18 protein-coding genes are annotated in these 21,975 nt (G+C 65.6%); 6 read left to right on the forward strand and 12 right to left on the reverse strand.

Annotated features, from left to right (window positions below; genetic code table 11):
• Nucleotides 1-5: 5 nt before the first annotated feature.
• The gene (locus tag AAF184_11565; GenBank protein MEO0422968.1) at nucleotides 6-2,876 is read right to left on the reverse strand and encodes an endonuclease/exonuclease/phosphatase family protein; all 2,871 of its coding nucleotides are present in this window, start codon (nucleotides 2,874-2,876) and stop codon (nucleotides 6-8) included.
• Nucleotides 2,877-3,096: 220 nt separating this feature from the next.
• Here AAF184_11565 and AAF184_11570 point away from each other — a divergent pair, with 220 nt between their 5' ends.
• Complete coding sequence (locus AAF184_11570) at nucleotides 3,097-5,112, forward strand: hypothetical protein (protein ID MEO0422969.1); 2,016 nt, start codon at nucleotides 3,097-3,099, stop codon at nucleotides 5,110-5,112.
• Nucleotides 5,113-5,203: 91 nt separating this feature from the next.
• Nucleotides 5,204-5,638, forward strand: a complete 435-nt coding sequence (locus AAF184_11575; GenBank protein MEO0422970.1) for a hypothetical protein — start codon at nucleotides 5,204-5,206, stop codon at nucleotides 5,636-5,638.
• A gap of 7 nt (nucleotides 5,639-5,645) precedes the next feature.
• Here the strand turns inward: AAF184_11575 and AAF184_11580 are convergent, their stop codons facing one another.
• Nucleotides 5,646-6,848: a sulfotransferase gene (locus AAF184_11580; protein ID MEO0422971.1), complete on the reverse strand. Its 1,203-nt coding sequence runs from the start codon at nucleotides 6,846-6,848 to the stop codon at nucleotides 5,646-5,648.
• Nucleotides 6,849-6,899: 51 nt separating this feature from the next.
• Nucleotides 6,900-7,355: a hypothetical protein gene (locus AAF184_11585; GenBank protein ID MEO0422972.1), complete on the reverse strand. Its 456-nt coding sequence runs from the start codon at nucleotides 7,353-7,355 to the stop codon at nucleotides 6,900-6,902.
• A 239-nt stretch (nucleotides 7,356-7,594) separates the two neighbouring features.
• Between AAF184_11585 and AAF184_11590 the strand changes: the two genes are divergently transcribed.
• A complete protein-coding gene (locus AAF184_11590) occupies nucleotides 7,595-8,848 on the forward strand; it encodes a hypothetical protein (GenBank protein MEO0422973.1) in 1,254 nt (417 codons plus the stop codon).
• Between the two features lie 48 nt (nucleotides 8,849-8,896).
• Nucleotides 8,897-10,321: an alginate export family protein gene (locus AAF184_11595; protein MEO0422974.1), complete on the forward strand. Its 1,425-nt coding sequence runs from the start codon at nucleotides 8,897-8,899 to the stop codon at nucleotides 10,319-10,321.
• A gap of 161 nt (nucleotides 10,322-10,482) precedes the next feature.
• Here AAF184_11595 and AAF184_11600 read toward each other — a convergent pair whose 3' ends face one another.
• The 6 genes from AAF184_11600 to AAF184_11625 form a co-directional block, all read right to left on the reverse strand.
• Nucleotides 10,483-10,782 (reverse strand): type II toxin-antitoxin system RelE/ParE family toxin, encoded by a 300-nt coding sequence (locus AAF184_11600; protein MEO0422975.1) that lies wholly within the window; start codon nucleotides 10,780-10,782, stop codon nucleotides 10,483-10,485.
• The gene (locus tag AAF184_11605) at nucleotides 10,779-11,009 is read right to left on the reverse strand and encodes an addiction module protein (GenBank protein MEO0422976.1); all 231 of its coding nucleotides are present in this window, start codon (nucleotides 11,007-11,009) and stop codon (nucleotides 10,779-10,781) included. The genes AAF184_11600 and AAF184_11605 overlap by 4 nt, the downstream gene beginning before the upstream one ends.
• 139 nt (nucleotides 11,010-11,148) lie before the next feature.
• On the reverse strand, nucleotides 11,149-14,187 hold the full coding sequence (locus tag AAF184_11610) for a di-heme oxidoredictase family protein (protein ID MEO0422977.1): 3,039 nt from the start codon (nucleotides 14,185-14,187) through the stop codon (nucleotides 11,149-11,151).
• Between the two features lie 162 nt (nucleotides 14,188-14,349).
• Entirely contained in the window at nucleotides 14,350-14,958 is a 609-nt protein-coding gene (bchJ, locus tag AAF184_11615) for a bacteriochlorophyll 4-vinyl reductase (GenBank protein MEO0422978.1), read from the reverse strand.
• A gap of 4 nt (nucleotides 14,959-14,962) precedes the next feature.
• On the reverse strand, nucleotides 14,963-16,618 hold the full coding sequence (gene bchE / locus AAF184_11620) for a magnesium-protoporphyrin IX monomethyl ester anaerobic oxidative cyclase (protein MEO0422979.1): 1,656 nt from the start codon (nucleotides 16,616-16,618) through the stop codon (nucleotides 14,963-14,965).
• Nucleotides 16,619-16,906: 288 nt separating this feature from the next.
• A complete protein-coding gene (locus AAF184_11625; GenBank protein MEO0422980.1) occupies nucleotides 16,907-17,365 on the reverse strand; it encodes an Lrp/AsnC family transcriptional regulator in 459 nt (152 codons plus the stop codon).
• 200 nt (nucleotides 17,366-17,565) lie between these two features.
• Here AAF184_11625 and AAF184_11630 point away from each other — a divergent pair, with 200 nt between their 5' ends.
• On the forward strand, nucleotides 17,566-17,802 hold the full coding sequence (locus tag AAF184_11630; protein MEO0422981.1) for a hypothetical protein: 237 nt from the start codon (nucleotides 17,566-17,568) through the stop codon (nucleotides 17,800-17,802).
• A gap of 61 nt (nucleotides 17,803-17,863) precedes the next feature.
• Entirely contained in the window at nucleotides 17,864-18,490 is a 627-nt protein-coding gene (locus AAF184_11635; GenBank protein MEO0422982.1) for a LuxR C-terminal-related transcriptional regulator, read from the forward strand.
• Between the two features lie 20 nt (nucleotides 18,491-18,510).
• On the opposite strand, the gene AAF184_11640 is transcribed toward AAF184_11635, so the two are convergent.
• The 3 genes from AAF184_11640 to AAF184_11650 form a co-directional block, all read right to left on the reverse strand.
• The gene (locus AAF184_11640; protein MEO0422983.1) at nucleotides 18,511-21,147 is read right to left on the reverse strand and encodes a hypothetical protein; all 2,637 of its coding nucleotides are present in this window, start codon (nucleotides 21,145-21,147) and stop codon (nucleotides 18,511-18,513) included.
• Nucleotides 21,148-21,278: 131 nt separating this feature from the next.
• Nucleotides 21,279-21,482, reverse strand: coding sequence for a hypothetical protein (locus AAF184_11645; GenBank protein ID MEO0422984.1), 204 nt, complete (start codon nucleotides 21,480-21,482; stop codon nucleotides 21,279-21,281).
• Between the two features lie 177 nt (nucleotides 21,483-21,659).
• Nucleotides 21,660-21,975: M24 family metallopeptidase (locus tag AAF184_11650; GenBank protein MEO0422985.1), on the reverse strand; the 316-nt coding region annotated here is incomplete at its 5' end.

Genomic DNA, 21,975 nt, shown 5'->3' on the forward strand with positions numbered 1-21,975 from the left:
TGCGCCTACGGCTGGTTGTCCACCTCCACCTGAATGGCGCCCACTTCGCGGAAGCGCGCGCCCTGGGCATCCTGTTCGGCTAGCGAGCAGCTCAGGGTATCGAAGCCCGTACCCGTCCCCACGAACTCCACCAGCACCTGCCGTGCTTCACCGGCTGGCACACCGATGACGCTAGGGGATCCATCGCTCCCGATTTGCACCCGGGGGTTCCCGGCGTTGTCGATGCTCACATCCGCTGGCCGGAATCCGGCGCGACGCGCCCCGCGCACACGGCGAATGCTGAGAGCCCCTGGCGCCTCGCCCGAAGCACACTGCAGGAAGTAGACGCCGGATGCCTCGTCGCCACCGTTGGTGACGCTGAGCGTCAGGCGGGCCAAGCCCGGAACCCCAGGGGTGAAGACGAAGCGTCCCGCTTGCGGGTCGAAGTCGGCACCTGCGCCGATCGCCGCACCGGCGAAGGCCAGTGATAGGTCGCTGTCGACCCCAACGGGGAAAGCCGCCACTACCGGGTCATGATCACTGGCGCGGGTGGCGAGGTCGGCGAACTCGCTGTTGACGTGCACCGCATCGACACGCGCCTGCGGCGCCAGCACATCGCTCACGAGGACATGATCCAGGGATTGGGAGTTACCCTGAAAATTGAAGGTGTAGCGCTCGTTCTCGTCGAGCAGATCGGTGAGGTTCTGAAGGCCCACCGCCGCAAACTCCAGCACTGCGGAGATGAACTCGAACTCGTTGAGATCACCCAGCACCACGATCGCGGCCTCGGGATCCTGCGCCAACGCAGCGGAGACGAAGCCCTGCACCTCACGCGACTGGCGCTGACGCGAATCCAGAGATCCGTTGACGTCGGGATCTTCCTGCAGCGCTTCGAAGGGCTGCTCGGTACCGAAGATCGGTGCGGACCCACCCTTGGAGGAAAAGTGGTTGTTGACGATCGTGACCTCGCCTGCGTTGAAGGCGAAGGAGGCAATCAGCGGCAAGCGCGCGCCCGCGAAGGCGTCGCGGTCATCGACGGTGCGCACCGACCCCTCGATCAGCTCGACGCGGGACGGGTTGGACAAGTAGGCGGTGCGGATGTTGCCACCGGGCGCGCCCCCGCTGTTGCCGTCGATGATGAAGGGGTTGTCGATAAAGGCGTAGGTCGGGCCGCCGGCGGCGACGATGCGATCGGCGAGCAACTGTAGGGTCTGGTCCGCGGCAACGGTGCCGTCATCGACCGTGCCGTTGTTGTCCTGCACTTCCTGCAAGCCGATGACATCCGGGATTCCCAGGGCGCTGACGATGTGGCCGGCGATGGCGTCGAAGCGCCCGTTGGCGACGTCCTGATCCGCGTTGTCGTCCGCGTCGTTCGGATCGAGGTTGAGCACGTTGTAGGAGGCCACGGTCATGGTGCGATCGTCACCCTGCAGCGCAGTCATCTCGGGCTCCAGGCCGGCGGGGGTAGCTGCTACCGGCTCGGTGGGCTGCACCTGGAAGTTGCCGAAATCGTAGCCAACCACGCCGGTGACATTGCCGAGGAGCTCGCCCGTATCCACCACCGGCAGGTCGATGAGGGCTGGATCGTCGGACGTGCGCCCCGGGTCAAGCTGGATCTTCTCCGGATTGAAGTCGTCGGGACTGATGTTCAAAGTGCCTCGTGCGCTGAAGCCGGTCGCGCTCATGCCGACGTTGCTGACGGCGAAGATCTCGCCAAAGCGATTGGTGGCGCTCACGGCGATGGCGTCTTCCACCGTCACCCGCATGGCTTCCAGGGACTCGAAGAAGTCGAGGCCGTCGCTCAGGGGATCGAAATCGCCAAGCTCGGGCAGCTCACCGAAGTTATCGTCGTCGATCACCTCGTTCGGCAAGGCGCGACCGCTCTGACCCAACACCACTGGGGCAGGCAGCGCGTTGCCGCTGGACAGGACGACAACTGCTGCCGGGGCTGACGGCGAACCGATCCGCGTGTAGGTGAGCTCGCGGGGAAAGCCGGTTTCCTCCACGACGCCGGTGACCGACACCTCATCGCCGACGGCGACGCTGGCGGCGCTCGCCACGAACACCGCATCGGAGGTGGCGAGATCGCCATCGCCGGTGGCGTCTTGCAGGAAGAAACCTTGTAGATCCGCATCGCCGATGGCATCGAAGGTGCCAGCGGCCGTCACGATGCCGCCCGTCGTGACCGTCTGCCCCTCGACCGGGGAGCGGTGGCCGGGCCCCTGGATGTCGTACACCGCAAGGGGGTCCTCGTCCGCGAGGAAGGTCACCTCGAGCGTGGGCGGTGGACCGTCGCTGTTGCCCTGACCGGCGTAGGTGGCCGCCACGGTGGGTGCTTCCGGCGCGAACACGAGGCGCAAGGGCTCACCGGCGTTGATCGCCTCCACCAGCGTGGCTGCGATCGGCGCCAGATCGAGCGTCGCCACGTCTTGGGCGCCGTCGGCCTGCTCCACGAAGTCGACGGTGGCGAGCAGCGTGAGATTGGTCAGCAGAGGGTCGACGCTGCCAATCCCGTCACCGCCTTGATAGGTGAGGGGAGAATCCGATTCCTGGATGCTGACACCGGTCTCGTCCGTGCGGTACACCGCGTACGCGCCGTCGGTGGTGAAGCCTGCGTTGCTCTGAGTGATCAGCAACGTTAGCTCCGTGACGTCGATGACCTTGCTGGTGATCACACCGAGATCGAAGTCCGCGACCGCGAAGCTGGCGAAGTCGCCGTTAGCGCTGCCCTCGATGTTGAAGAACCGTCTTCCCGCATCACCCGGGCGCACCCCCGCAGGCTGTACGGTGGCATTGTCGAAGGCGGCGACTCGCTGGGTCTGCTGCGCGACGGCGCTGAGGCTCAGGTGAACGCCCAGCAGGGCGGCGCAAGCCAGAAAGGCGAGGGGTGCTCTCACGATCGAGTCTCTCCGTAGGTCCGGGGTCAGGGTCGGCCGGGATTAGACCGGTTTGCCGTTGCATTTCTGTTACAGCGCGGCGGCAAGACGCGCGGCGGCCGGTTCGGTCGCACGAGCGAGCTAGGCGAACACATCGCCTCGTTCATCGAGCAGGGCGATCGAGGACGGGGCTTTGGGAGTACAGTAGAGCTCTCGATACGCAGCCGGCGAAGGAACTCCAATGGCACGGGCATTCGTCATCCGCCCCTTTGACGTGAAGCGGGACCGCAAGGGCAAGGAGATCAACTTCGAGCACGTCCACGACGCGCTGATCCAACCGGCCCTGGACGCCGCGGGGCTGGCGGGCGGCACCACGGGGCGAATCGTCGAACCCGGCAACATCCGCGAGGACATGTTCAAGCTGATCCTCGAAGCGGATCTGGTAATCGCCGACATCACGGTGCACAACGCCAACGTGTTCTACGAGCTCGGCATTCGCCACGCCTTGCGCAAGAAGCGCACGGTGATGATCCGCGGGCGCGGTTTCGCCGACGACACCCCCTTCGACCTGCGCACGGATCGATACCAGGCCTACGACCCCGCTGACGCGGGCGCCAGCGTGGAAAGCCTGACCCAGGTGCTTCGCGCCGCCATGACCAGCGACCGCGACACCGACAGCCCGGTCTTCGCGATGATGGAGGGCCTCACCGAAGCCGACCCCAGCCAGGTGACCGGTGCGCCGGCCGATTTCGCGGAGGAAGTGGCCAGAGCCAAGGCCGCCAAGGCCGTGGGCTGGCTGGCGCTGCTCGCCGATGAGGTGCACGGCATGCGCTTTCAGTGGTCGGGACTGAAGCTGGTCGCTGAGGCGCGGTGGGCGCTCGAGGATTGGGAAGGTGCCCGCGACAACTACTCGCGCATCCTGGCTAACGACCCCAGCGACATCGACGCGAACCTGGCCCTCGCCAACATCTACGAACGCCTGTTCCGTCAGGACCAGCAGCCCGACACCCTGCTCCACTCAGATCAAGCCATCGACAGGATCCTCGCTCAGGCGGACTTGAGCAAGGGCCTGCGCGCTGAGGCCGAAGCGCTGCGCGCGCGCAACCTGAAGACGCGCTGGCGCCAGCGGGTGGAGGCACAAGACAGTCCGGAGCGCAGTCGCGCGGTGGCCATGAACCGGGAACTCATCGGCGCCTACGAGGGATACCGGCGCGCCTACCTACGAGATCTGAACGCCTTCTACCCCGGTCTCACGGCGCTGCAGATGGGGCGTGTGCTCGGCGAGCTGCAACACGCGCCGACGTGGTTCGATGCCTTCGACACCGACGATGAGGCAGACGCCTACAAGCGCAAGCTCGCGCGCGAGGTCGCCGCCCTGGAGCAGCTCGTGCCGGCCGCGATCGAGGCAGACCTCGCCAACGGCACCACGCCCGCGCCCTGGCCACAGATCAGCAAGGCGGACGTGCAGTTCCTCGTCGGCGAGCGCCCCCAACGCGTGGTGCAGGCCTACGAGGATGCGATTCCCGCCGATCACCCCTTCGCCTGGGGCGCCGCCAGAGGGCAGCTCGATCTGTTCCGACGCCTCGGCGTGAACGCCGAGCTCGCCGGCCAAATCATTGCGACCGTCGACGCTGCCCAGACACCGAACCCCGGGGCGCACGCCACCACGGGCGAGGACACCTACCTGCTGGTCATGGGCGGACACACCATCGATGCCCCGGGCGCACCCCCGCGGTTCCCAGCGAGCGCCGAAGCGCAGGCCAAGGCGCTGCTCAAAGCCGAGCTGACGGCGCTGCAGGAGCGCCTGCAGGGCACCCATGAGATCCACGTGCTCGCATCCGGCGCGCCGGGGGCCGACATCCTCGCCCACGAGATCTGCGATTCGCTCGGCATCCGCACCACCCTGTGCTTGCCCATGCCACCGAATGCCTACGCCGGCGAAGTGTTCGGAGAACTCGACGATTGGCGCACCCGCTTCATCCAGCTCGCCGACCGCGGCAAGCGCTCGATACGCGTACTGAGCGATCGCCCGGGGTTGCCCCGCTGGCTGGCCCAGTCCGGCACCGATCCGTGGGCGCGAGGCAATCGCTGGGTGATGAGCATGGCCCTCGCGTGGCGTACGGCGCGCACGGGCATGTTGGTGCTGTGGAACCAGCAGGAAGGCGGCGAGGGCGGCACGGCGCAGATGGTGAGGCTCGCCAGGGAGGCAGGCAACGTCGAGGTGCACGTCGTCGACAGCGCCGCCCTATCAGGGTGAAACCGCCACTGGCGGTGCGTCGGCCGCACGCGGCCGCTGATGAGTCGGCACGTGATAGGCTGAACTTCTCCTGAGCAACTCACTGACACCGATGAACACCGTTCGACAGTTGGACGACTCGAACAGCGACTACTACGTGGCCAAGGCGAGGCCGAAGGAGGCTCAGTTGCGGTGGGAACCGCGCCGCTACGAGCTGTCCTGGGGCGTGCAGGAATTCGACGGCCCGCACATGGTGATCACCTCCGAGTCCCCCGAGTACGGCGTGGACCTACAGGTTTTCTTCACCACCCATAAACCCCTGCCCGACACGCCGCACCACTACATCAAGGTCACCCCCGTTCGGGCGATGCAAGTGCGCGAGCCCACCCACATCACCACCGAAATCGATGGCCGGCTGGAGATGGAGGCGGAGGTGCCCGCGGGGGCCTGGATCGTGCAGAACAAAGATGGCGAGCTCTACTACAACAGCGCGGAAGAATTCGCCAAGCGCTACGAGGCGATGACACCGGGCGCGGACAAGCCCTGAGCAGCGATCAGGTGGCGGCGAACTGCCGGTAGCAACGGAAGTCCTCTTCCAACTCGGCCGCGCTCAACCCGAAGTCCGCCGGCGCTGCACGGTGGCCGCGACGCGGTTGGGTCTCGCCCTCCCGTAACCACTGCTGCATCCGCGCGGCGATCGCCTCATCGAGGCTGAACTCGGCCTGGCGATAGACCCGACGCACGACGTTGATCGGATCCAGCACCAACTCGCGATAGTCCACGTCGAGGAAGCACCCAGGCGCCAGCCCCTCGCGATCAGCCGCGTTGCGCGCGAGCGCACGACGCATGGCCTCGCGCCCCGTTCTCCCGATCCAATGCGGGTCCACCGGCGCGCCTAAGGACTCGAAGGTGGCTTGCATCAACTCGCAGAAGGACACCACGCAGAGCGCCGCGGGACGATGGATCTGCACCACCACCCGGGGTTGCACAGCGCGCACGAACGCGCCCAGCTGCCACAGGTGGAAGGGACTCTTGAGCACCCATCGATCGCCCGGGCACCACCACTGCAGCAGGCGCAGCTGATCCGCGTAGTCCGCGTACGCCTCCTGCCAGCGTTCAGCCCCCAGCGCGTCGAGCCAGGGAAGGTAGCCCTCCACCGCCCCGTGCAGCAGGAAGCTGTGCGATTTCATGCTGGTCTCGAGGAGGCCGAAGCACTCCTCTGCGGTCATCGGATCCGTCGGGTGCAGGTCGGCGAGGCGCGGGTGGCGCCCGTGCAGGCCCTCCACGAAGCGCCGCGTGGTGGCGACGCGCGCGTCTTCGACGAAGTAACGTCCATCACCCTGCAGGATCGGATCGCGCGGCGGCGGCTGAAACACTTCCCAGGAGCGGGTGTAGCGATTGGCGGGGTCCTGCGCCAGCAGGCGTTGCAGCAGCGTGGTGCCGCTACGAAAGGGCGCCACGATGGCGATCGTCGGTGCCAGTACCGTCGTCGCCAGCGAAGGGGTCTGCGCCTGGTGATGGCGCAGCAGCGCTTGCTTGGCGATGGCGTCGATGACCGCTTGCTCTACGCGCTTGCGACCGAAGAAACTGAAACGCAGCGGACTGCGCGCGAACCCATCGCAGAGCGCTTCGAGGGCATCGCGGTCGAGTGCCTGCAGGTGGCGTTGGGCGTCCTCGGGGGCGAGGCCGCTAGCCGTCACCGCGTGGCCGATCAATGCGTCTGGTGTTTGCAGCAAGGGAATATGCTGGACGCCCATCGGCGGCTCCTGTTGCGCCTCAGAGCGAGGCCCGTGGGGGCACCATGTTCTTCAAGGAACACCGCTGATTGAGATAGTACTCGGAGGCGGCGCAACCGTAGGTCTACTAAGAATATCAATCGCTACTTGACGTTGCTCACGGCTCGCGCGGCCCGACACGACCCAGTCCAGGTAATCCTGCAAGGGCTGGCACTGCCGCCGCTTGATGCGGCTCCCCGTTACCGACACCCGCGCGCACAACATGAAGACGGGTTGCGAGCATCCCTCATCATCCTCGTTTGCCCCGTAGTCCAACTCGTAGCGGCGCAGACCTGGAATCGCCTCCCGAAGCTCCGTCCACGTGTATTCGCGCGTCACCGGAGTGGTGGTGGCGTCGGCGTCGGAATCGCTCGATTCGGTGACCTTCAACGCAGTGAGCGCACTCTCGGTGTCCACCTCGCATTCGTCCGCAAGCGCCGGATTCGCCAACACGACGATGACAAGACCGCAGGCCATTACGCTACGCACTCGGGTTCCCCTGTCTGCCAGACGGCCACTTGCTCGTGGCAGGATGCTGGCCCGGAGGCGAAGGCGCCAGCGTTTTCTTCGAGTGTAACCGAACACCCCTGCTCACCTCACATACCCAACCAACGCGACATAAGCACCGATCGCCTGCCAGGCGCTACCGCCGCGCGGTCCGCAGTGCAGGGCACACGAGTCTGGTGTAGCGTAGATGTCTCCTCCCACCACTGCGCACCCACCCCCCTGTGACTTCGCTCATCAACCTCACCGTGTGGCTCTTCGCCCTCGACGCGGCCTTCTCCGCCGCCCATGAGCTCGCCGCGTGCGCCGACCAGTGCAGCACCTTCGCCAGCACGCGAAACTCGCTGGCGCTGATCGCCACGATCGCGTGCCAGCTGCTGTTGATCGCGTGGATCATCACGCCGCGGGTGCCCGCCATCCTGGCCGTCGTCACGGGCACCTTCACCGCTTGGGCAACGCTCGGGGCCCCACCGATGGCCTTGTTGATGACGCCGAGCGTCATGATGAAGTCCCTGGCGCTGGTACAGGTGTTGCTCGCGGCGGGGCTCATCGCTTTCGTTCACCGTCGCAGCGGCGGTCGATGGTGGTTAGGACCTGAAGACCTTGGCCACAAGCGTGCCAGCTTCTGGCGCGGCGCCGGCTTGACGGTGCTGGCGACGGTCGCCAGCGTGGCCCTCGTCGTGCTTGCCGTGCCGTCGGCAATCCTCGGCGGTATCGCTCAGGCCACCGCCGGCTACGTCAGCTTCTCGCAGGACGCGATGATGGTGGAGCAACGCCGCTTCGAGGCGGACGATGGGAACATCTCCGTCGACCTGATCGGCATGGTGCACTTCGGCGAGCACGACACGTACGAGGACCTGTTCTCGGACCTCGCCAATCAGGGCACGGTCGTGCTCACGGAAGGCGTAACGGACGAAGACGCCGTATTGACCGGCGGCCTGTCCTACCAGGGGCTGGCCCAGTCGATTGGCCTCACCCAACAACCCGCGATCCAGGAAGTGCTCGACGCGCGCCGTCCTACACCGGCCCCACAGGCACTGCGGGATGAAGATTTGCTAGCGCCGGACGATGTGGATGTCATCGACGACGCGCCGGACGCCCCGAGCGACAGCCAGTGGCCCCACATCCGCCACGCCGATGTGGATGCGCGAGAGTTCTCGCCCACCACCATCGCCTACCTCGGCAAGCTGGGTGAGACCCTGCAAACACGCACCATGGACGACTGGCTGGCGCTCTTCTCCGAGCCGCCGCCGACCACCCTGGAGCACGACATCCTCACCCTGCGCAATGAGAAGCTGCTGCAAACCCTGGACGGCGCGTTGGCCGACTACGCCCACATCGTCGTGCCCTGGGGCGCGTTGCACATGCCGGAGGTGGAGGCGGGCCTGGTGGCGCGGGGCTTCGAGCTCGTGTCGGTGGAGCGTCGCCCTATCATTCGCTACGCCACGATCTTCTCTCGGCTGGCGCAAAACCCATAGACTCGCAGGCGCGCGGGGGAAACCAACCGGCTATGAGCAGCACAGCGAATGAAGCAACGCAGAGACAGCACGCGACGTCCAGCGCGCCCCGCGCTAGCCGCCGCCGTTGCCCTGACCTGCTCCCTGCCCTGCCAACTCGCTAGTGCTGCTGACACCGCTCCCTCCGAGCCTGCACCCTGGCGACTTCAAGACGTCCTCAGGCAGGACAGCCGGCTGCGACTCAGCGGCGATGTGCGCACTCGCTGGGAAGGAATCGATGGTCAGTTCCGCGCTCAGGACCGCCTCACCGACTCGGATCATCTCGGGTTTTCCCGCACCAGGTTGCGAGTCGATATAGAGACAGCACCGGTCGCCTTCACGGTTGAGGCGATGGATGGGCGGCACTACGGAGGTGGTGTGGGTTCCGCCCTGAGTGTTTCGAACGTCAATGCCTTAGACGTCCTTCAGCTCTTTGCGGAGTTTCGCTTCGGCACCAACGGCAATGACCTTCCCCGTCATCAGCTGCGCTTGGGTCGCCAGACCATCGACCTGGGCAGCCGCCGCCTCGTGGCCCGCAACAACTTCCGCAACACCATCAACGCCTTTACCGGCGCGTCCTGGCGATGGGTCGCCTCGGATACGCGTTCATCGGCGCACGTGTTTTGGACGACGCCGGTTCGGCGACGCCCAGATGATCTGGCATCGACCATCGACAACGTCATCGAGCTCGACGATCAAGACCTCGACGTGCAGTTCTTCGGCGGGTTCTACGAGCGCAAGCTCAGGATCGGTGCCTTACAGGTGGAGGGCTACGTCTACGGTCTAGAGGAAGACGCCCCTGGAACACGTCACCGCTCGCTCATCACCCCTGGCGTGCGCCTGAGACGCCCGGCCGCCACCGGCGAGCTCGATATAGAGATCGAGACCGCCTACCAATTCGGCAACTCACGCCTCGACGCGACGGGCCCTTCCCTGGATCACCAGGCGTGGTTCCAGCACCTCTCGGTGGGCTACACGTTCCGCGCTCCCTGGACTCCCCGAGTGCGGTTCGCCTTCGATTTCGCGAGCGGTGATCGTGACCCGGACGACACCGATAACCAGCGCTTCGACACCCTATTCGGTGCACGCCGCTTCGAGTACGGGCCAACTGGCATTTACGGCGCCATCGCCCGCAGCAACATCGCATCGCCTGAGTTGCGGCTCGAGCTCAAACCCGGCAGCGACCTTCAGTGGCTCGTCGCCACCCGGGCGTTGCGGCTCGCGAGTCGCCGGGACACCTGGACCGCCGCCAGCATCACCGATGCGAGCGGCGCATCCGGTCGCCACCTGGGCCAGCAAGTCGAAACACGGATACGTTGGAACTTGCGCCAGAGCACGGTACGCCTGGAGGCGGGGATCGCCTACCTGTTCAACGGGCGGTTCCAGGAAGAGGCAGTCGGTGGGCAGGGTACTGACACCGCTTACGGCTACTTCCAAACGAGCTGGACATTCTGAGCCGATTACCGCGCCGTTTTCCGCGGGCATGCCGCACACCAGAACGGGTGAGCCGCATTACAGCGTCAGCTGCTGGGTCATCCCACTCACGCACCACTGCCCTAGGCATCAGCCGCGCCCTTCGGCTCCAGCCACACTGTCTGCAACCCTTGCCCAGCTTGCTAGCGGCCAGCACGCGACAGCCAGTACTGCTGATCTCGGCTACCATGTGCGATAGCTAGGATCAGCAGGCTCTCCGGCTGCGCAACGTAGATCACCGAGTGTTTGAACCGCCGGAGTGTTAAATGCCGGATCTGCCCGGCCACTCGCGCACCCAACTCCGGAAACTGCTGGAGCAGGCCGACCGCCCGGCGAACCTCAGCCTCGAACTCCACTCCGAGTCCTGGCACCTTCGATTGGTAGCGCAGCGTGGCTTCGGCGAATTCTGTCTCAGCTTCCGGGTGGAACTCGATTGAGTTCAACCGAGTTGCTTCCTGATGCGCTCGAACACCAATTCGCCTGGGACAGGCTTGACTCGGCCTTCCTCGATTTCCTTGAGCCGACGCTGCGCTTCCTCCGCCCAGCGCTCTTCCGCCCCGGGAACCGATGGCCCATCAAGTTCCGACATCAACGACCTGAGCAGTTCGAGCCGCTCCTCCCTGGTGAGGGAAGCTATATCGCTCTGAATTTGTTCGAATTTACTTGCCACGGTTTGATCTCGCCGATGGGCCTACTCGATGCCAGTTTACGCGCCCTAAATGCCGACCGCTAACACCCAGAATCGCTCGTTTCCCCCGGAATTAGCGCACCTCATCCCGAGGCGCTCCCTCGAATCCGGCACCCAGGACTTACAGGGAGCCAAGAAACGCGATTAGCGCTTGCCGCTGATCCTCGTCGAGGGCGAGGTACGCGTCGCGCGAGGACGCACCCTCGCCGCCGTGCCAGCGAATCGCCTCGTCCAGGGAGCGGGCCCGCCCGTCGTGGAGGTAAGCCTCCGCCCCCGACACATCGCCCGTCAGCCCGATGCCCCATAGGGGCGCCGTTCGCCATTCGGCGCCGCTCGCCTCACCTTCGCCCAGGGAGGAGGCGAGCCCCGCGCCCATATCGTGGAGCAGCAGATCCGTGTAGGGGTGGATGGTCTGCGCGCGCAGTTCCGCATGGGGGTGGAAGGGCGAGGTCTGAAAGGTGGCGACATGGCAACCCGTGCAACCTATCGTATCGAACAGCTGCTCACCCTCGAGGACCGTGGGGTCGTCGAGATCTCGCCGAGCCCGGATACCGAGCAGGGCGACGTATGCGCTCAGGTCCTCCAGGTGCTCGTCAGCGAGCTCGGCGCCGCCCGTGCCGCAATCGTCCTGTTCGCTGCCGCAGTCGGGGAAAGGTCGCACGGAGGTCATGACGCCGAGATCCGTGTTCAACGCGGCGGCCACCTGGTGCAGCACCTTGGCCTGGCCCGCCTTCCAGCCGAAGCGGCCGATGCGAAAGTCGTCCGTCTGCGGGTCGATCACCACCTGGAGGCGCCCGGAGATGTCGTCGCCGTCCGCGTCGTCCGGATCCGCCAGGGCCTCGATGTCAGCCTCGGTGATGGCCTCGAGCAGGCCTGCGCCGATCAGGGCCGGGGCGATGCGCGCGGAGTAGGCCTCAGGCGTGCTCGGCGTGAAGGCGTAGACCGGCGTGCGCAAGCCGTCCGCCTCGATCCACGCACTCAGCACGGCATTGCCCTCGCTGACCCCCAGCACAGACTGCGGCTGCAGCACGGCACCGTAAGCGGGATCAGGATTGCCCGCCGCATCGCCTACGTGCACGACGTACTGATCGAGCGCATGCCCTGGCGACGGCGGCAGGGCGCGGCCGTTCAAGGCGTGGCAACTCACGCAAGAGCGGTTGATGTAGTGGTTGCCTAAGAGGCCACTGAGTGCCGAGAAGACGGGGTTGTCAGGGGACTCGTCGTGGCTGCCGTCGCCGAAGTCCGTGTGGTGGACGCGACGGCCGCGAACGAACACCTGACCGTTGAGCGGGGCGAGGTTGGTAGGCATCTGCTGGTAATGGCGCCGGGGCTCGCCGGAGTACATGTAGGTCAGGGTGGTGCCGCCGCCGGTGAGCCCTGTGCTCGCGATGGGGTAGGAGTCCTCGCGCTCCGTGTTGCCGTCGCCGAACACGCCCCTCGCCTCCCAGGGCACGATACCCTCGCCCACGATGTAGAGGAAGGCGGTACCGTAGTAGTTAGATCGCCCGTTAGGTGGCGCGAAGAGGAACTGGCTGAGCTCGAACTCCATGCGATCGCCCACCTGCAGGGGCCGCCCCATCTTCGGGTTGTAGCTGATGCTGCGCGTGTAGTGGGTGGTATCGATGGGCGTCATCACGCCGTTGTCGTAGTACTCGGCCACCGTGGTGATGCCGCGGTAGAAGAAGCGCAGCTCGGCGGTGACCGGATCGAGCTGCCACTGGCTGGTCACGTTGAAGGTGATGGTGTCGCCGCCCTCAGCCACGGTATCGATGATCTCGATCTCGACCGTGCGATCTTCCCAATAGAACGAGAGGTAGTGATCGTAGGCCTGGAACTCGTCCTCGCGGGCATGGCGGTCGCGGGCGCGATCGGCCAGGCGCGTGATGAGTTCCGTCGCCGTGCGCTCCTGCAGCTCAGGCTCGAGGGGCGTGTTCTCGTCGAAGAGCGGGACCGGGCTAGGATCGAAGGGCACGCGTGACCACAAACCCTGCAGGCCATCGCCCAGGGCATCGTCGGGGGTGGCGTCGTTGGCGAAGAAGTACAGGGGGCGATCCTGGTAGGCGGCCTGCCAGGTGCCGTCCTCGCGCTGAACGCGGCTCAGGCGAGGCACCCCCGAAGCGCGACCGTCGTCCACCAGCAGGGGCGGCCACGCGTCCGCACAGGCGCGGTTGCACTGGCCGCCCATCTCGCCGAGATCGCGATCGTAGACGTAGAGGGTGAAGTCAGGGCGCGCTGAGTCCGGGCCGCCGGCCAGCCAGCCGTTGCGCTCGCCCACCTCCTGGCGCGGCGGGAAGGTGCAGCCGAGGGCATCCACCTCATCGCCCGGGGGCGTATCGGGGCACTCGTCCTGGGAGTCGATGACACCGTCACCGTCCCGGTCGACGATCGCATCGAAGGCGCCGTTGGCGTCGCCGAACACATCGAACTCCCAGATGGAGAAGCCGTAGACGTTGCCCGGGCTGCGCCGCTCGCCCGTGAGTCGCACGTAGCGCCAGCCCCCTTCCACGTCGATGAGGTCCGTTCGATCACCGAACTGGCCGCCGCTCAGGGAGGCCAGCAGCGTCCAGCCCGCGCCATCGTTGGAACCGTCGATGCGGTACGTCTCCGCGTTCGCCGCCTCCCAATGCACCTCCAGCCGATCGAGGGGGTAGCTGCGCCCCAAGTCGAGGGTCAGGGTGACGGGCTCGATGCCGTGTACCGACTCCCAGCGCGTGGCGGGATCGTCGTCCACCGCAAAGCTGGCCGGTTGGAATTCAGAGCTGGCCGTGGCGGTGGCGGGGAGCGCCTCGATGACGGCGCAAGGACTGATCAACGCGGTCGGGCCCGGCGCCTGGCCCACGTAGGACTGGAGGATGCGCAGGTCCGCCACGTTGACGATGCCGTTGCCGTCGAAGTCCGCCTCGGGGGTATCGCTTTGGAAAGCATCACGGAAGAGGAGGAAGTCGTCGCGGTTTACACCGCAGTCGTTGTTGAGGTCCGTGTCGCAGGCGGTGCCGATGGCGTCGGCGTCGGCGTCCAGCTGGGTCGGGTTGGCCGCGAGGACGCAGTTGTCGAGGCCGTCGGGGATGGTGTCACCATCCGAGTCCGTTGCACTCGCCGTGGGAGCGGATACGAGAAGAAGCAGGAGCAGCGGTGCTCGGGGGAAGTGGTAGATCGACACGGGAAGGTCCCAACAGAAGCTAAAGCGCTGCCGCAGTGTAGCGCGCCCAAAGACTCCCGCGGTGGCGAGGACACTCTCCCCTCGCGCCGTTGCGGATGGTGCGGTGTAGCACCGGAGAGATCGGTCGGCCCTCGATCCCCCAACCGGACAATCCAGCGCGGCTCAGGCGCTCGCCTCAACCTCGAAGCGGCACACGCTGGCACCGAAGGCCTCGCAATGGGTCTCGCAAGCCATGTAGCGCCGTCCGAGCAGGGTCGTGAACAACTCGCTGAACACGGCCGCATGCCAATCGCAAACGGTGTGCGTCGCCTCCTCCCCACGCACCAACGGGTTGTGGGTGATCTCGAACACGAGGGGCGAGGTGCTCGCCACGCGAAACTCCCCCGAGCCGACGAAGGTCCAGGCGTGCTGGCGAATCGCCTTGGCCAGAAAACGTTCCGCCAAACGCGCTGGCAGCCACCTGAGCAACGGTTTGACCAAGGCGGGGATGCGGTGGCGCACGATGTACTGCGCGGTCGCTGCGCCAGCCCGCGCCGCCAGGGCGGGCGCGGACTGGGGGAGAGCGCAGCGTACGGTTTGATGCAACCGACGAACCTCTGCCTCGTCGATCATCGACGAGCCGTCGGGCATCTCGGCCAGGCGTGCGGCGTTCAGCAACGCGCGCATGCGCACGTCGCCGAGCTGGTCGGCCAGGACGGGGAGGTACTGCAAGATCGCGTTGGGCCCGATCTTGCTGCTGTCGGACGCGCCAGGGTGCGGCGTCGCCACCATGGCCCTACTCCTCGTTGTCCTCTACGAGCTGCTCCTCGCCCCCGCCGCACACCTTGATGGACTCCACCGGGATGGCGGTTTCCGTCGGGACCGGCGTGCCCTTCTGGCGGGACTCACGTCGCGCGCGCAGGCGTGCGGCGCGGTCGGCGCTGCCCTCCCAATCCTCCATCTGGGCACGGGAGATGCGCTTGGAGCGGTCGAAGTGGAAGTCCACATTCTTCTTGGACTGCGGCCCCCAGTAGCCCACCTTGCCGAGGTCATAGAAGGTGCGCTGGAAACCCGCCTTCAGAAAGGCCTTCAAGCAACCCAACAAATACCTTCGCCGGAAGCCGGTGCCCCGCCAGGGGTAGTGGAACAGCGCCTTGCGCATGTAGAAGCGCCGGTAGTTGCGCATCGTGAGATCGAGCAACTCCTCCCGCTCCATGGCCTGGGGCTTCATGATCGGCGTCACGAAGTTGTACTTGGAGAAATCGAACACCTCCACCTTGTCGCCCAGATCCTGGTAGAGCGGCGTGAAGGGCCACGGCGTGTACATGGACCAGTTGGCGAGATCCGGCTGCCAGTCCCACGCCATCTGGTAGGTCTGCTCGAGGGTTTCCGGGGTTTCGTTATCGAGGCCCACGATGAACTGCGCCTCGACGAAGATGTCCGCGTCGCGCAGCAGCTTGATCGCGCGCTTGTTGTCGGCGACGCGGGTCTCCTTGTTGAAGAGATCGAGCTTGATCTGCGCCGCCGCCTCCGTGCCCAGGGACACGTGCACCAGGCCTGCCTTGCGGTAGAGGGGAAGCAGCTTCTCATCGCGCAGGATGTCCGTAACCCGCGTGTTGATACCCCACTTGATCTTGTCGGGGAGTCCGCGCGCGATGAGCTCCTCGCAGAAGGCGATGAACTTCTTGCGATTGATGGTGGGCTCCTCGTCGGCGAGGATGAAGAAACCCACGTCGTGCTCTTCAACGAGGCGCTCGATCTCGTCCACCACCTTGATGGGATCGCGTACGCGGTAGTCGCGCCAGAACTTCCACTGGGAGCAGAAGGAGCAAGTGAAGGGACAGCCTCGCGCCATGTTCGGAATGGCCACGCGCACTCCGAGGGGCACGTAGATGTACTTCTCCCACTCGAGGAGCGACCAATCGGGATCGATGGCGTCCACGTTCTTGACCGTGGGCGCGGCCGGCGTCGCGATGATCTGCTCGCCATCGCGGAACGCGAGACCCTGGATCTCCTGGCGACGTTCGAAGAACTCACCGCGATGCAAGGCTTCCACGAGGTTGACGATGATCTCCTCGCCTTCCCCGCGCACGATCACATCGACGTCGTCGCACTCGCTGAGCACCTGCTTGTACATGAAAGTGGCGTGCACGCCGCCGAGGACGCGCAGGGCTGTCGGCGCCACATCCCGCGCCACGGCCAACACCTGCTCCGCCGCGTAGATGGCGGGCGTGATCGCCGTAGTACCTACCAGATCCGGTTGCAGCTGCTCCAGCTGCTCGCGGAGTTGCTCCTCCGTGAGGTCGTTGGTCATGGCGTCGATGAAGTGCACGTCATCGAAGCCCGCGCCCTTCAAGGCGCCTGCGAGGTAAGCGACCCAGGCCGGTGGCCAGTTGCCGGCGATCTCGGCGCCGCCGGAATGGTAGTTCGGGTGAACGAAAACGATGCGCATGGCACAGCCCCGTCGTTGGCTTTGAGACATGGTGTTAGCGTCTGCCTCGACTGAGAGGGCTTCAATAGGGATAGTCCACACCACCGCGGGTCAGGATCCGATCACATCTGACAACATGCTTTTGGATTCACCAGGGTACTTATGCGGCGCGTAGGTAGATCTACGGATATCAGCCGATAGCGCTCGGCCGATATGTCGCGTGGTCGACAGCTGGAGGGTGTTGAAAACGGTCGGCTCGATGGCGCCTCTAAGCAACCGCTACTCTATAACGCGCCTGGCCTGAAGCCTTCAGATGGGCAGCGCCGTCGTGCGTTTGATCTCCGACAACGCCATGGTCGAGGTTATCTCCTGCACGCCGGGCACCTTGGACAGTTTCTCGAAGAAGAATCGCTCGTACGCCTCCACGTCCACCGCCACGATGCGCAGCAGAAAATCCACGTTGCCCATCAGCACATAGCACTCGAGTACCTCAGGGAAGCTGCGAACCGCGTCCGAGAACGCGGCCACGTTGGCGCGTCCCTGCGTGCTCAATTTCACCTGGGCAAAGACCATGGCCCGAAAGCCAGCCTGCTTGCGATCCAAGGCCACGAACTGCTCGGGGATCAGTCCACTCTCGCGAAAGCGCTGCATGCGGCGCCAGCAGGTGGCCTGAGAGGCACCGACGCGCTCCGCGATCGTGGCCGCCTTGATGTCGGCTTCGGACTGCAGAAGGCGCAGGATCTTGCGGTCTAAGCTATCGAGCTGCATGAGCGTGTATTTTATTCAATATTTTAGGATAACTTGAGTAAATCACATCAACTAAATGATCTAAAGCGATTTAGCGAAGAACGTATTTCGCGCCAATGCGAATACACTGCCCGCTCTTTCGGTGCAACCCATGGCTTCAGCATGCGAGCACATTCCCTTCCCACACGCCAAGGCCTACGAGCGGCGGTCGGGGCGTGTTGATGGAACGCGCGGCCGTCGAACAAGACGACTCGCCATGCGCGTCGCCTGCCCACTGCGTGGTGCGGCTGGTGGCGACCGTCTACATGGTGCCGACGGTGGTCGAGTGCGTCGACGAGCGCGAGTCGCTGCGGATGCAGCTCACCTTCTCCGGCGAAGAGCCGAGGCGGATTGAGCTGCTGTGCAGGAAATTCTCCCAGCTTACGGAGACGATCGGCCTGGAAGTTGAGCACGCCTGAGCGGCTCAGCAGCCACGCCAGGGGGAGTGTAATTCCGCCCCTCGCCCGCTAAGTTCGTGCCATGAGCAGACGACGCGGCCGCCCGGCCTACGACGACGTGTTGACGCCCGCCGAGTGGCGCACCCTGCACCTCGTGCGCCACGGCTTGACCAACCCGCAGATCGCGGCCTGCTGCGGCATCAGCCTCGACGGTGTGAAGTTCCACGTCGCCAACATCGTGGCCAAGCTGCAGCTGGGTGGCCGCGGCGAACTCAAGCATTGGGTCGGCGTCCCTCGCGTGAGCAACGCCGCAAAGCAGGAGAGCAACATGGACGCGTTCGACGGCTATCTCGGCATCGGCCAGGTCTCGCGCACGGTGAGTGACGTCGAGCAGGCCGAGGCCTGGTACCGAGACGTCGTGGGCCTCGACCACCTGTTCACCTACGGCAAGCTCGCCTTCTTTGCCTGCGGCGGCACGCGCCTGATGCTGATGGAATCCGAGGAGGGGCCTGGCGACGAGTCCCTGCTTTACCTGCGGGTGCCCGATATCACCGCGGCCCACGCGACGCTCTGCGAGGCGGGCGTCGTGTTCGTCAACGCGCCGCACATGGTGCACCGGCATGAGGACGGGACGGAGGAGTGGATGGCGTTCTTCAACGACCCTGACGATCGCCCGTTGGCGCTGATGGCATCGCTTGGAGCGACGTAGGGGCGTGCAGCGCTGATCGCCTAGCGCCCTTCCTTCGCCTCACTGTCATCCTCGGGCGGGGGCCGAAGCACCAGCCCGTAGGGCAACTCCTCGATCGCCACGTCGGCCACCGGTAGGGGCTTCAGGCGGCTCGTATCCAGCGGGAAGGCGAGGGACTCATCGTCCGCAAGCCAACCGCCCGAGGTGGGTGCCAACACCTCGCCCGCCATCGGGCGCTCGCCGCGGTAGAAGGCGTAAGCGGAGATACTTCCCAGGGACCACTCGGGGCCGATCGCTGCCGCTAGCGTATCCAATAGCTGCGGCGATTCCCGCCGCGTGTGCTCATCGAGGCCCGTCAGGAACGTTTGCCACAACTCCCGGCGATCCTGCTCGTTCTCCGAATCGCTCTCGTAGACGCGCAGGGCGATGGCCACGGCACCGCTCTCCACGATGGTGACCTTGCGCTCGTTGTTCTTGGTGAGGCGCACCACGCTGCCCGTGTCCTGATCTTCGAAGGGCCCGCCCCAGTACCCCTCCAGGCGCGACGCGCGATCGGTGATCGGGGCGAAGGAGAGGAAGAAGAAGGGATCGTCGGACGTGGTGAGTCGATCCATCTCCGCCTCGCGCAAGGTCTCGAGGCTCACCACTCGGAACAGCCAACGCGTCGTGCGCTGCGACTTCGACTTGGGGTCCAACTCCTCCGTGCGGTCTTCCACCTCGAGGGTGACCCGAAACTTGCCATCGTCGCCGCCATCTACCACGAGCGCAGTGGTCTTGCCGGCAAGGCTGCGTAGCGCTTCGGGCGTGTGCACCTGCACCTGATCGCCCACCCAGTCCGGGTTGCCAGCGATCGGCGAGATCAGGGCGCGGCGAATGCCGGTCAGGGCTGCACTGAACGACGCGCCCAGGTCTTCCCACGCCGCCTCGGCCACATCCGTGCTGTCGGCTGCGCGATTGAAGATCTCCAGATGGGCCGGCGGATCGCTGAAGGGACCGAGCACGTACACCGCCGCATCGCCCGCCTGGAAGTCATCGTGCACCAGCAGAGGATTCTGGGTGCGCGTCTCTTTGTCATCGCGCGGCAGCATGTCGAGCACATGCTCACTCATGGGCCCCGCGGTGGTGCGCACCCGCGCCACGATGTCCGCATCGGTGCCGGCGTCTGCAGCGTTCGCCGTCAACATATGCACGCGCAGATAATGGCCATGTGAGGTGCTGGCGTAACTGCCGGGCACGGCGACCGGGTACGGGCCGGCGGAGAGAAACTGGAACGCCGCCTGGTTGGGATCCTCGAAGGGGCGCGTGCGCAGGCGACGGCGCTGATCCATCCCGTCGTTCACGCGCCGCACGTCGGGGGCGCGCACCCGCTCCCAGAAGGCTGCGCCCTCCTCCGTGGCCTGCATCGAGGCGCCGAGCTGAGCCATCCATTGGGTGGTGCTGCGGGTGGCCACGGCCTTGGCATTGCCGAAGAGATCGTCGCTGTCGACGGCACACTGCCCCCGGTTGGGCTCGTCCGTGAGGCGACACGGATCGGCCGCCTCCTTGTGCATGCACTCAACGCCGATGTTGAGCACGGACACGCAGAGCTGCCCGGCAAGGCGAGGGTCTGCATCCCCGCCGCCGACGATGGTGGCCAGCTCATCGAAGTACCGCGTGCGTGTGCCATCCGTGTAGGCACCGGCAACATCCAGAAGCCCCCGCGACTGCCCGCCGAGAAGCGCGATCCAGGTGTTGTCCAGGGCGATGCCGGGGGGATCCTGCGCCACCTTGCCGGCGGTACTGACGCCGGCGACGGTCAACTCCACAGGGCGCCCTCGCTCGCAGGTTTTCAAGGTGTCGCAGATGGGCATGTTCTGCACCGGGGACAGGCCCGAACAGAGCGGCTCGAGGATGGGCTCCTTCCACGCTTGATCGACCAAGGTGCAGTCTGCCGAATACGCACCGTGATGGAGGCGCGCCTGGCCTTCCGGTTGCTCGTAGGCACCGGTGTAGAGGGTCATTCGGCGGCGCTCCGCCTCGGGCACCTCCTGCCAGGTGAGGTGGCGCCGCGCGGGATCGTCCAGCCAGTTCGAGTGCGCGTAGAAGTCCTGCACGGCGTGGGACGACACCCCGAGCAGATGGCGGGCGATCTCCACGTCATCCATGGCCATGGCCCAGTGCAACCCGATCAGCGTGCCGTAGAAGTAGCGCTCCCAGTTGTCGTGCAGGGAAGCGTTGCTGCTCGAGTCGTCGTGATGCAGGCGGGCCAGATCTTCTGTCGTGCGCAGGGCGGCGCGAATCCGCCCTTCGGGGCCGCCCCGTTCGAAGGAGCGTCCGTTCTGCCAGTTGCCGTCGGCCTTGAGCCACCAGATGGGGTTGTAGAGGTAGCTGTCGATGTAGTCCGCGGCCCAGGCCACGTCCATCGCGGCGGCACGACCGAAGTCTGCCCCCGCGAAGACCACGATAGGTTCCTCGCGCCGAAAGCGCTCGTTGGTAATGGCGTTGCGGCCGATCTCCGTGCGCACGCCCTGGTCGTTGTCGCCGCCGTCACCGTCGAGGGCTCGTAAGGTCATGTCCAGGTGATGCCAAGGGGCACCGTTCGCCACGTCCTCACCGCCGAAGGCCCATGCGGACTGTTGTGCACCCACTGACAGTAGGGTCAGCCCTGCCAAAACGCTGAGTCGAATTCCGACCTTCATCTCTTACTCCAGCCAGTGTGCCCGGGGCTCGCAGCACCCCGCATAGCACCCGTTGTGCCTGCATCCACTTTGACACCAAGGCAGCGTCATCGCCAGATGCGGACGACCTGCCCCCGCCGCGCGCTTGCTGCCTACGGCGGGCGACTGGCGAGGAAGGCGTCGTGGCCGCCCAACACATCCGGTACCCAACGAGGCGCCCGTGCGTCGTAGGGGAGCCGACGGTGGCTGGTCTGAAAGCCGAGTGCTTGCAGACGCCTGCGCACGTAGCCAGGCGCGAAGAGACGAAACTCCACCGGATGCTGATGAGCCGCTGTTGTCGCGACCGTATAGCGCACGGTCAGTCCGTGTGTGCGGACGGCGAGTTGCGCCAGGCGGCCAATTGCCACAGGTATCGAGCGGCTCGCCGGCTAAGAGTACCTCGACCTATGATCGTCATGGGGCGAGACTCATCACCCTCGTAGGATCAGGTTCTCTTCGCCGAATGGCGGAATCACCCTCTCGCAGACCCCGTGTCACGCAGACCGACAATCTTCTTCTTGCCTGAGCGTGAGCACCTCGACCCCATCCGAGGTAACTGCGACGGTATGCTCCCACTGCGCCGAGAGTTTTCTATCCGCCGTGACCACCGTCCAGCCATCCTTCTTCGTCTTCACCTTTGCCTTGCCCTGGTTGATCATCGGCTCGATAGTGAACGTCATCCCCTCCTCTAGCTCCAGGCCATCACCTGCCCGCCCGAAGTGCAGCACCTGCGGCGGCTCATGCATCTGCGTGCCGATGCCGTGACCGCAGTACTCACGAACCACCGTGTAGCCACACTGCTGAGCATGC

Source organism: Pseudomonadota bacterium, from assembly GCA_039815145.1.
In the GTDB taxonomy this organism is placed as follows: Bacteria; Pseudomonadota; Gammaproteobacteria; order Steroidobacterales; family JBCBZW01; genus JBCBZW01.

Excerpts from the sequence above, each read along its gene's own strand:
- AAF184_11595 (MEO0422974.1), top strand. The coding sequence starts at position 8,897 with ATGAAGCAACGCAGAGACAGCACGCGACGTCCAGCGCGCCCCGCGCTA.
- AAF184_11570 (MEO0422969.1), top strand. The coding sequence starts at position 3,097 with ATGGCACGGGCATTCGTCATCCGCCCCTTTGACGTGAAGCGGGACCGC.
- AAF184_11575 (MEO0422970.1), top strand. The coding sequence starts at position 5,204 with ATGAACACCGTTCGACAGTTGGACGACTCGAACAGCGACTACTACGTG.
- AAF184_11580 (MEO0422971.1), bottom strand. The coding sequence starts at position 6,848 with ATGGGCGTCCAGCATATTCCCTTGCTGCAAACACCAGACGCATTGATC.
- AAF184_11640 (MEO0422983.1), bottom strand. The coding sequence starts at position 21,147 with ATGAAGGTCGGAATTCGACTCAGCGTTTTGGCAGGGCTGACCCTACTG.
- bchE (MEO0422979.1), bottom strand. The coding sequence starts at position 16,618 with ATGCGCATCGTTTTCGTTCACCCGAACTACCATTCCGGCGGCGCCGAG.
- AAF184_11630 (MEO0422981.1), top strand. The coding sequence starts at position 17,566 with ATGGAACGCGCGGCCGTCGAACAAGACGACTCGCCATGCGCGTCGCCT.
- AAF184_11635 (MEO0422982.1), top strand. The coding sequence starts at position 17,864 with ATGAGCAGACGACGCGGCCGCCCGGCCTACGACGACGTGTTGACGCCC.
- bchJ (MEO0422978.1), bottom strand. The coding sequence starts at position 14,958 with ATGGTGGCGACGCCGCACCCTGGCGCGTCCGACAGCAGCAAGATCGGG.
- AAF184_11625 (MEO0422980.1), bottom strand. The coding sequence starts at position 17,365 with ATGCAGCTCGATAGCTTAGACCGCAAGATCCTGCGCCTTCTGCAGTCC.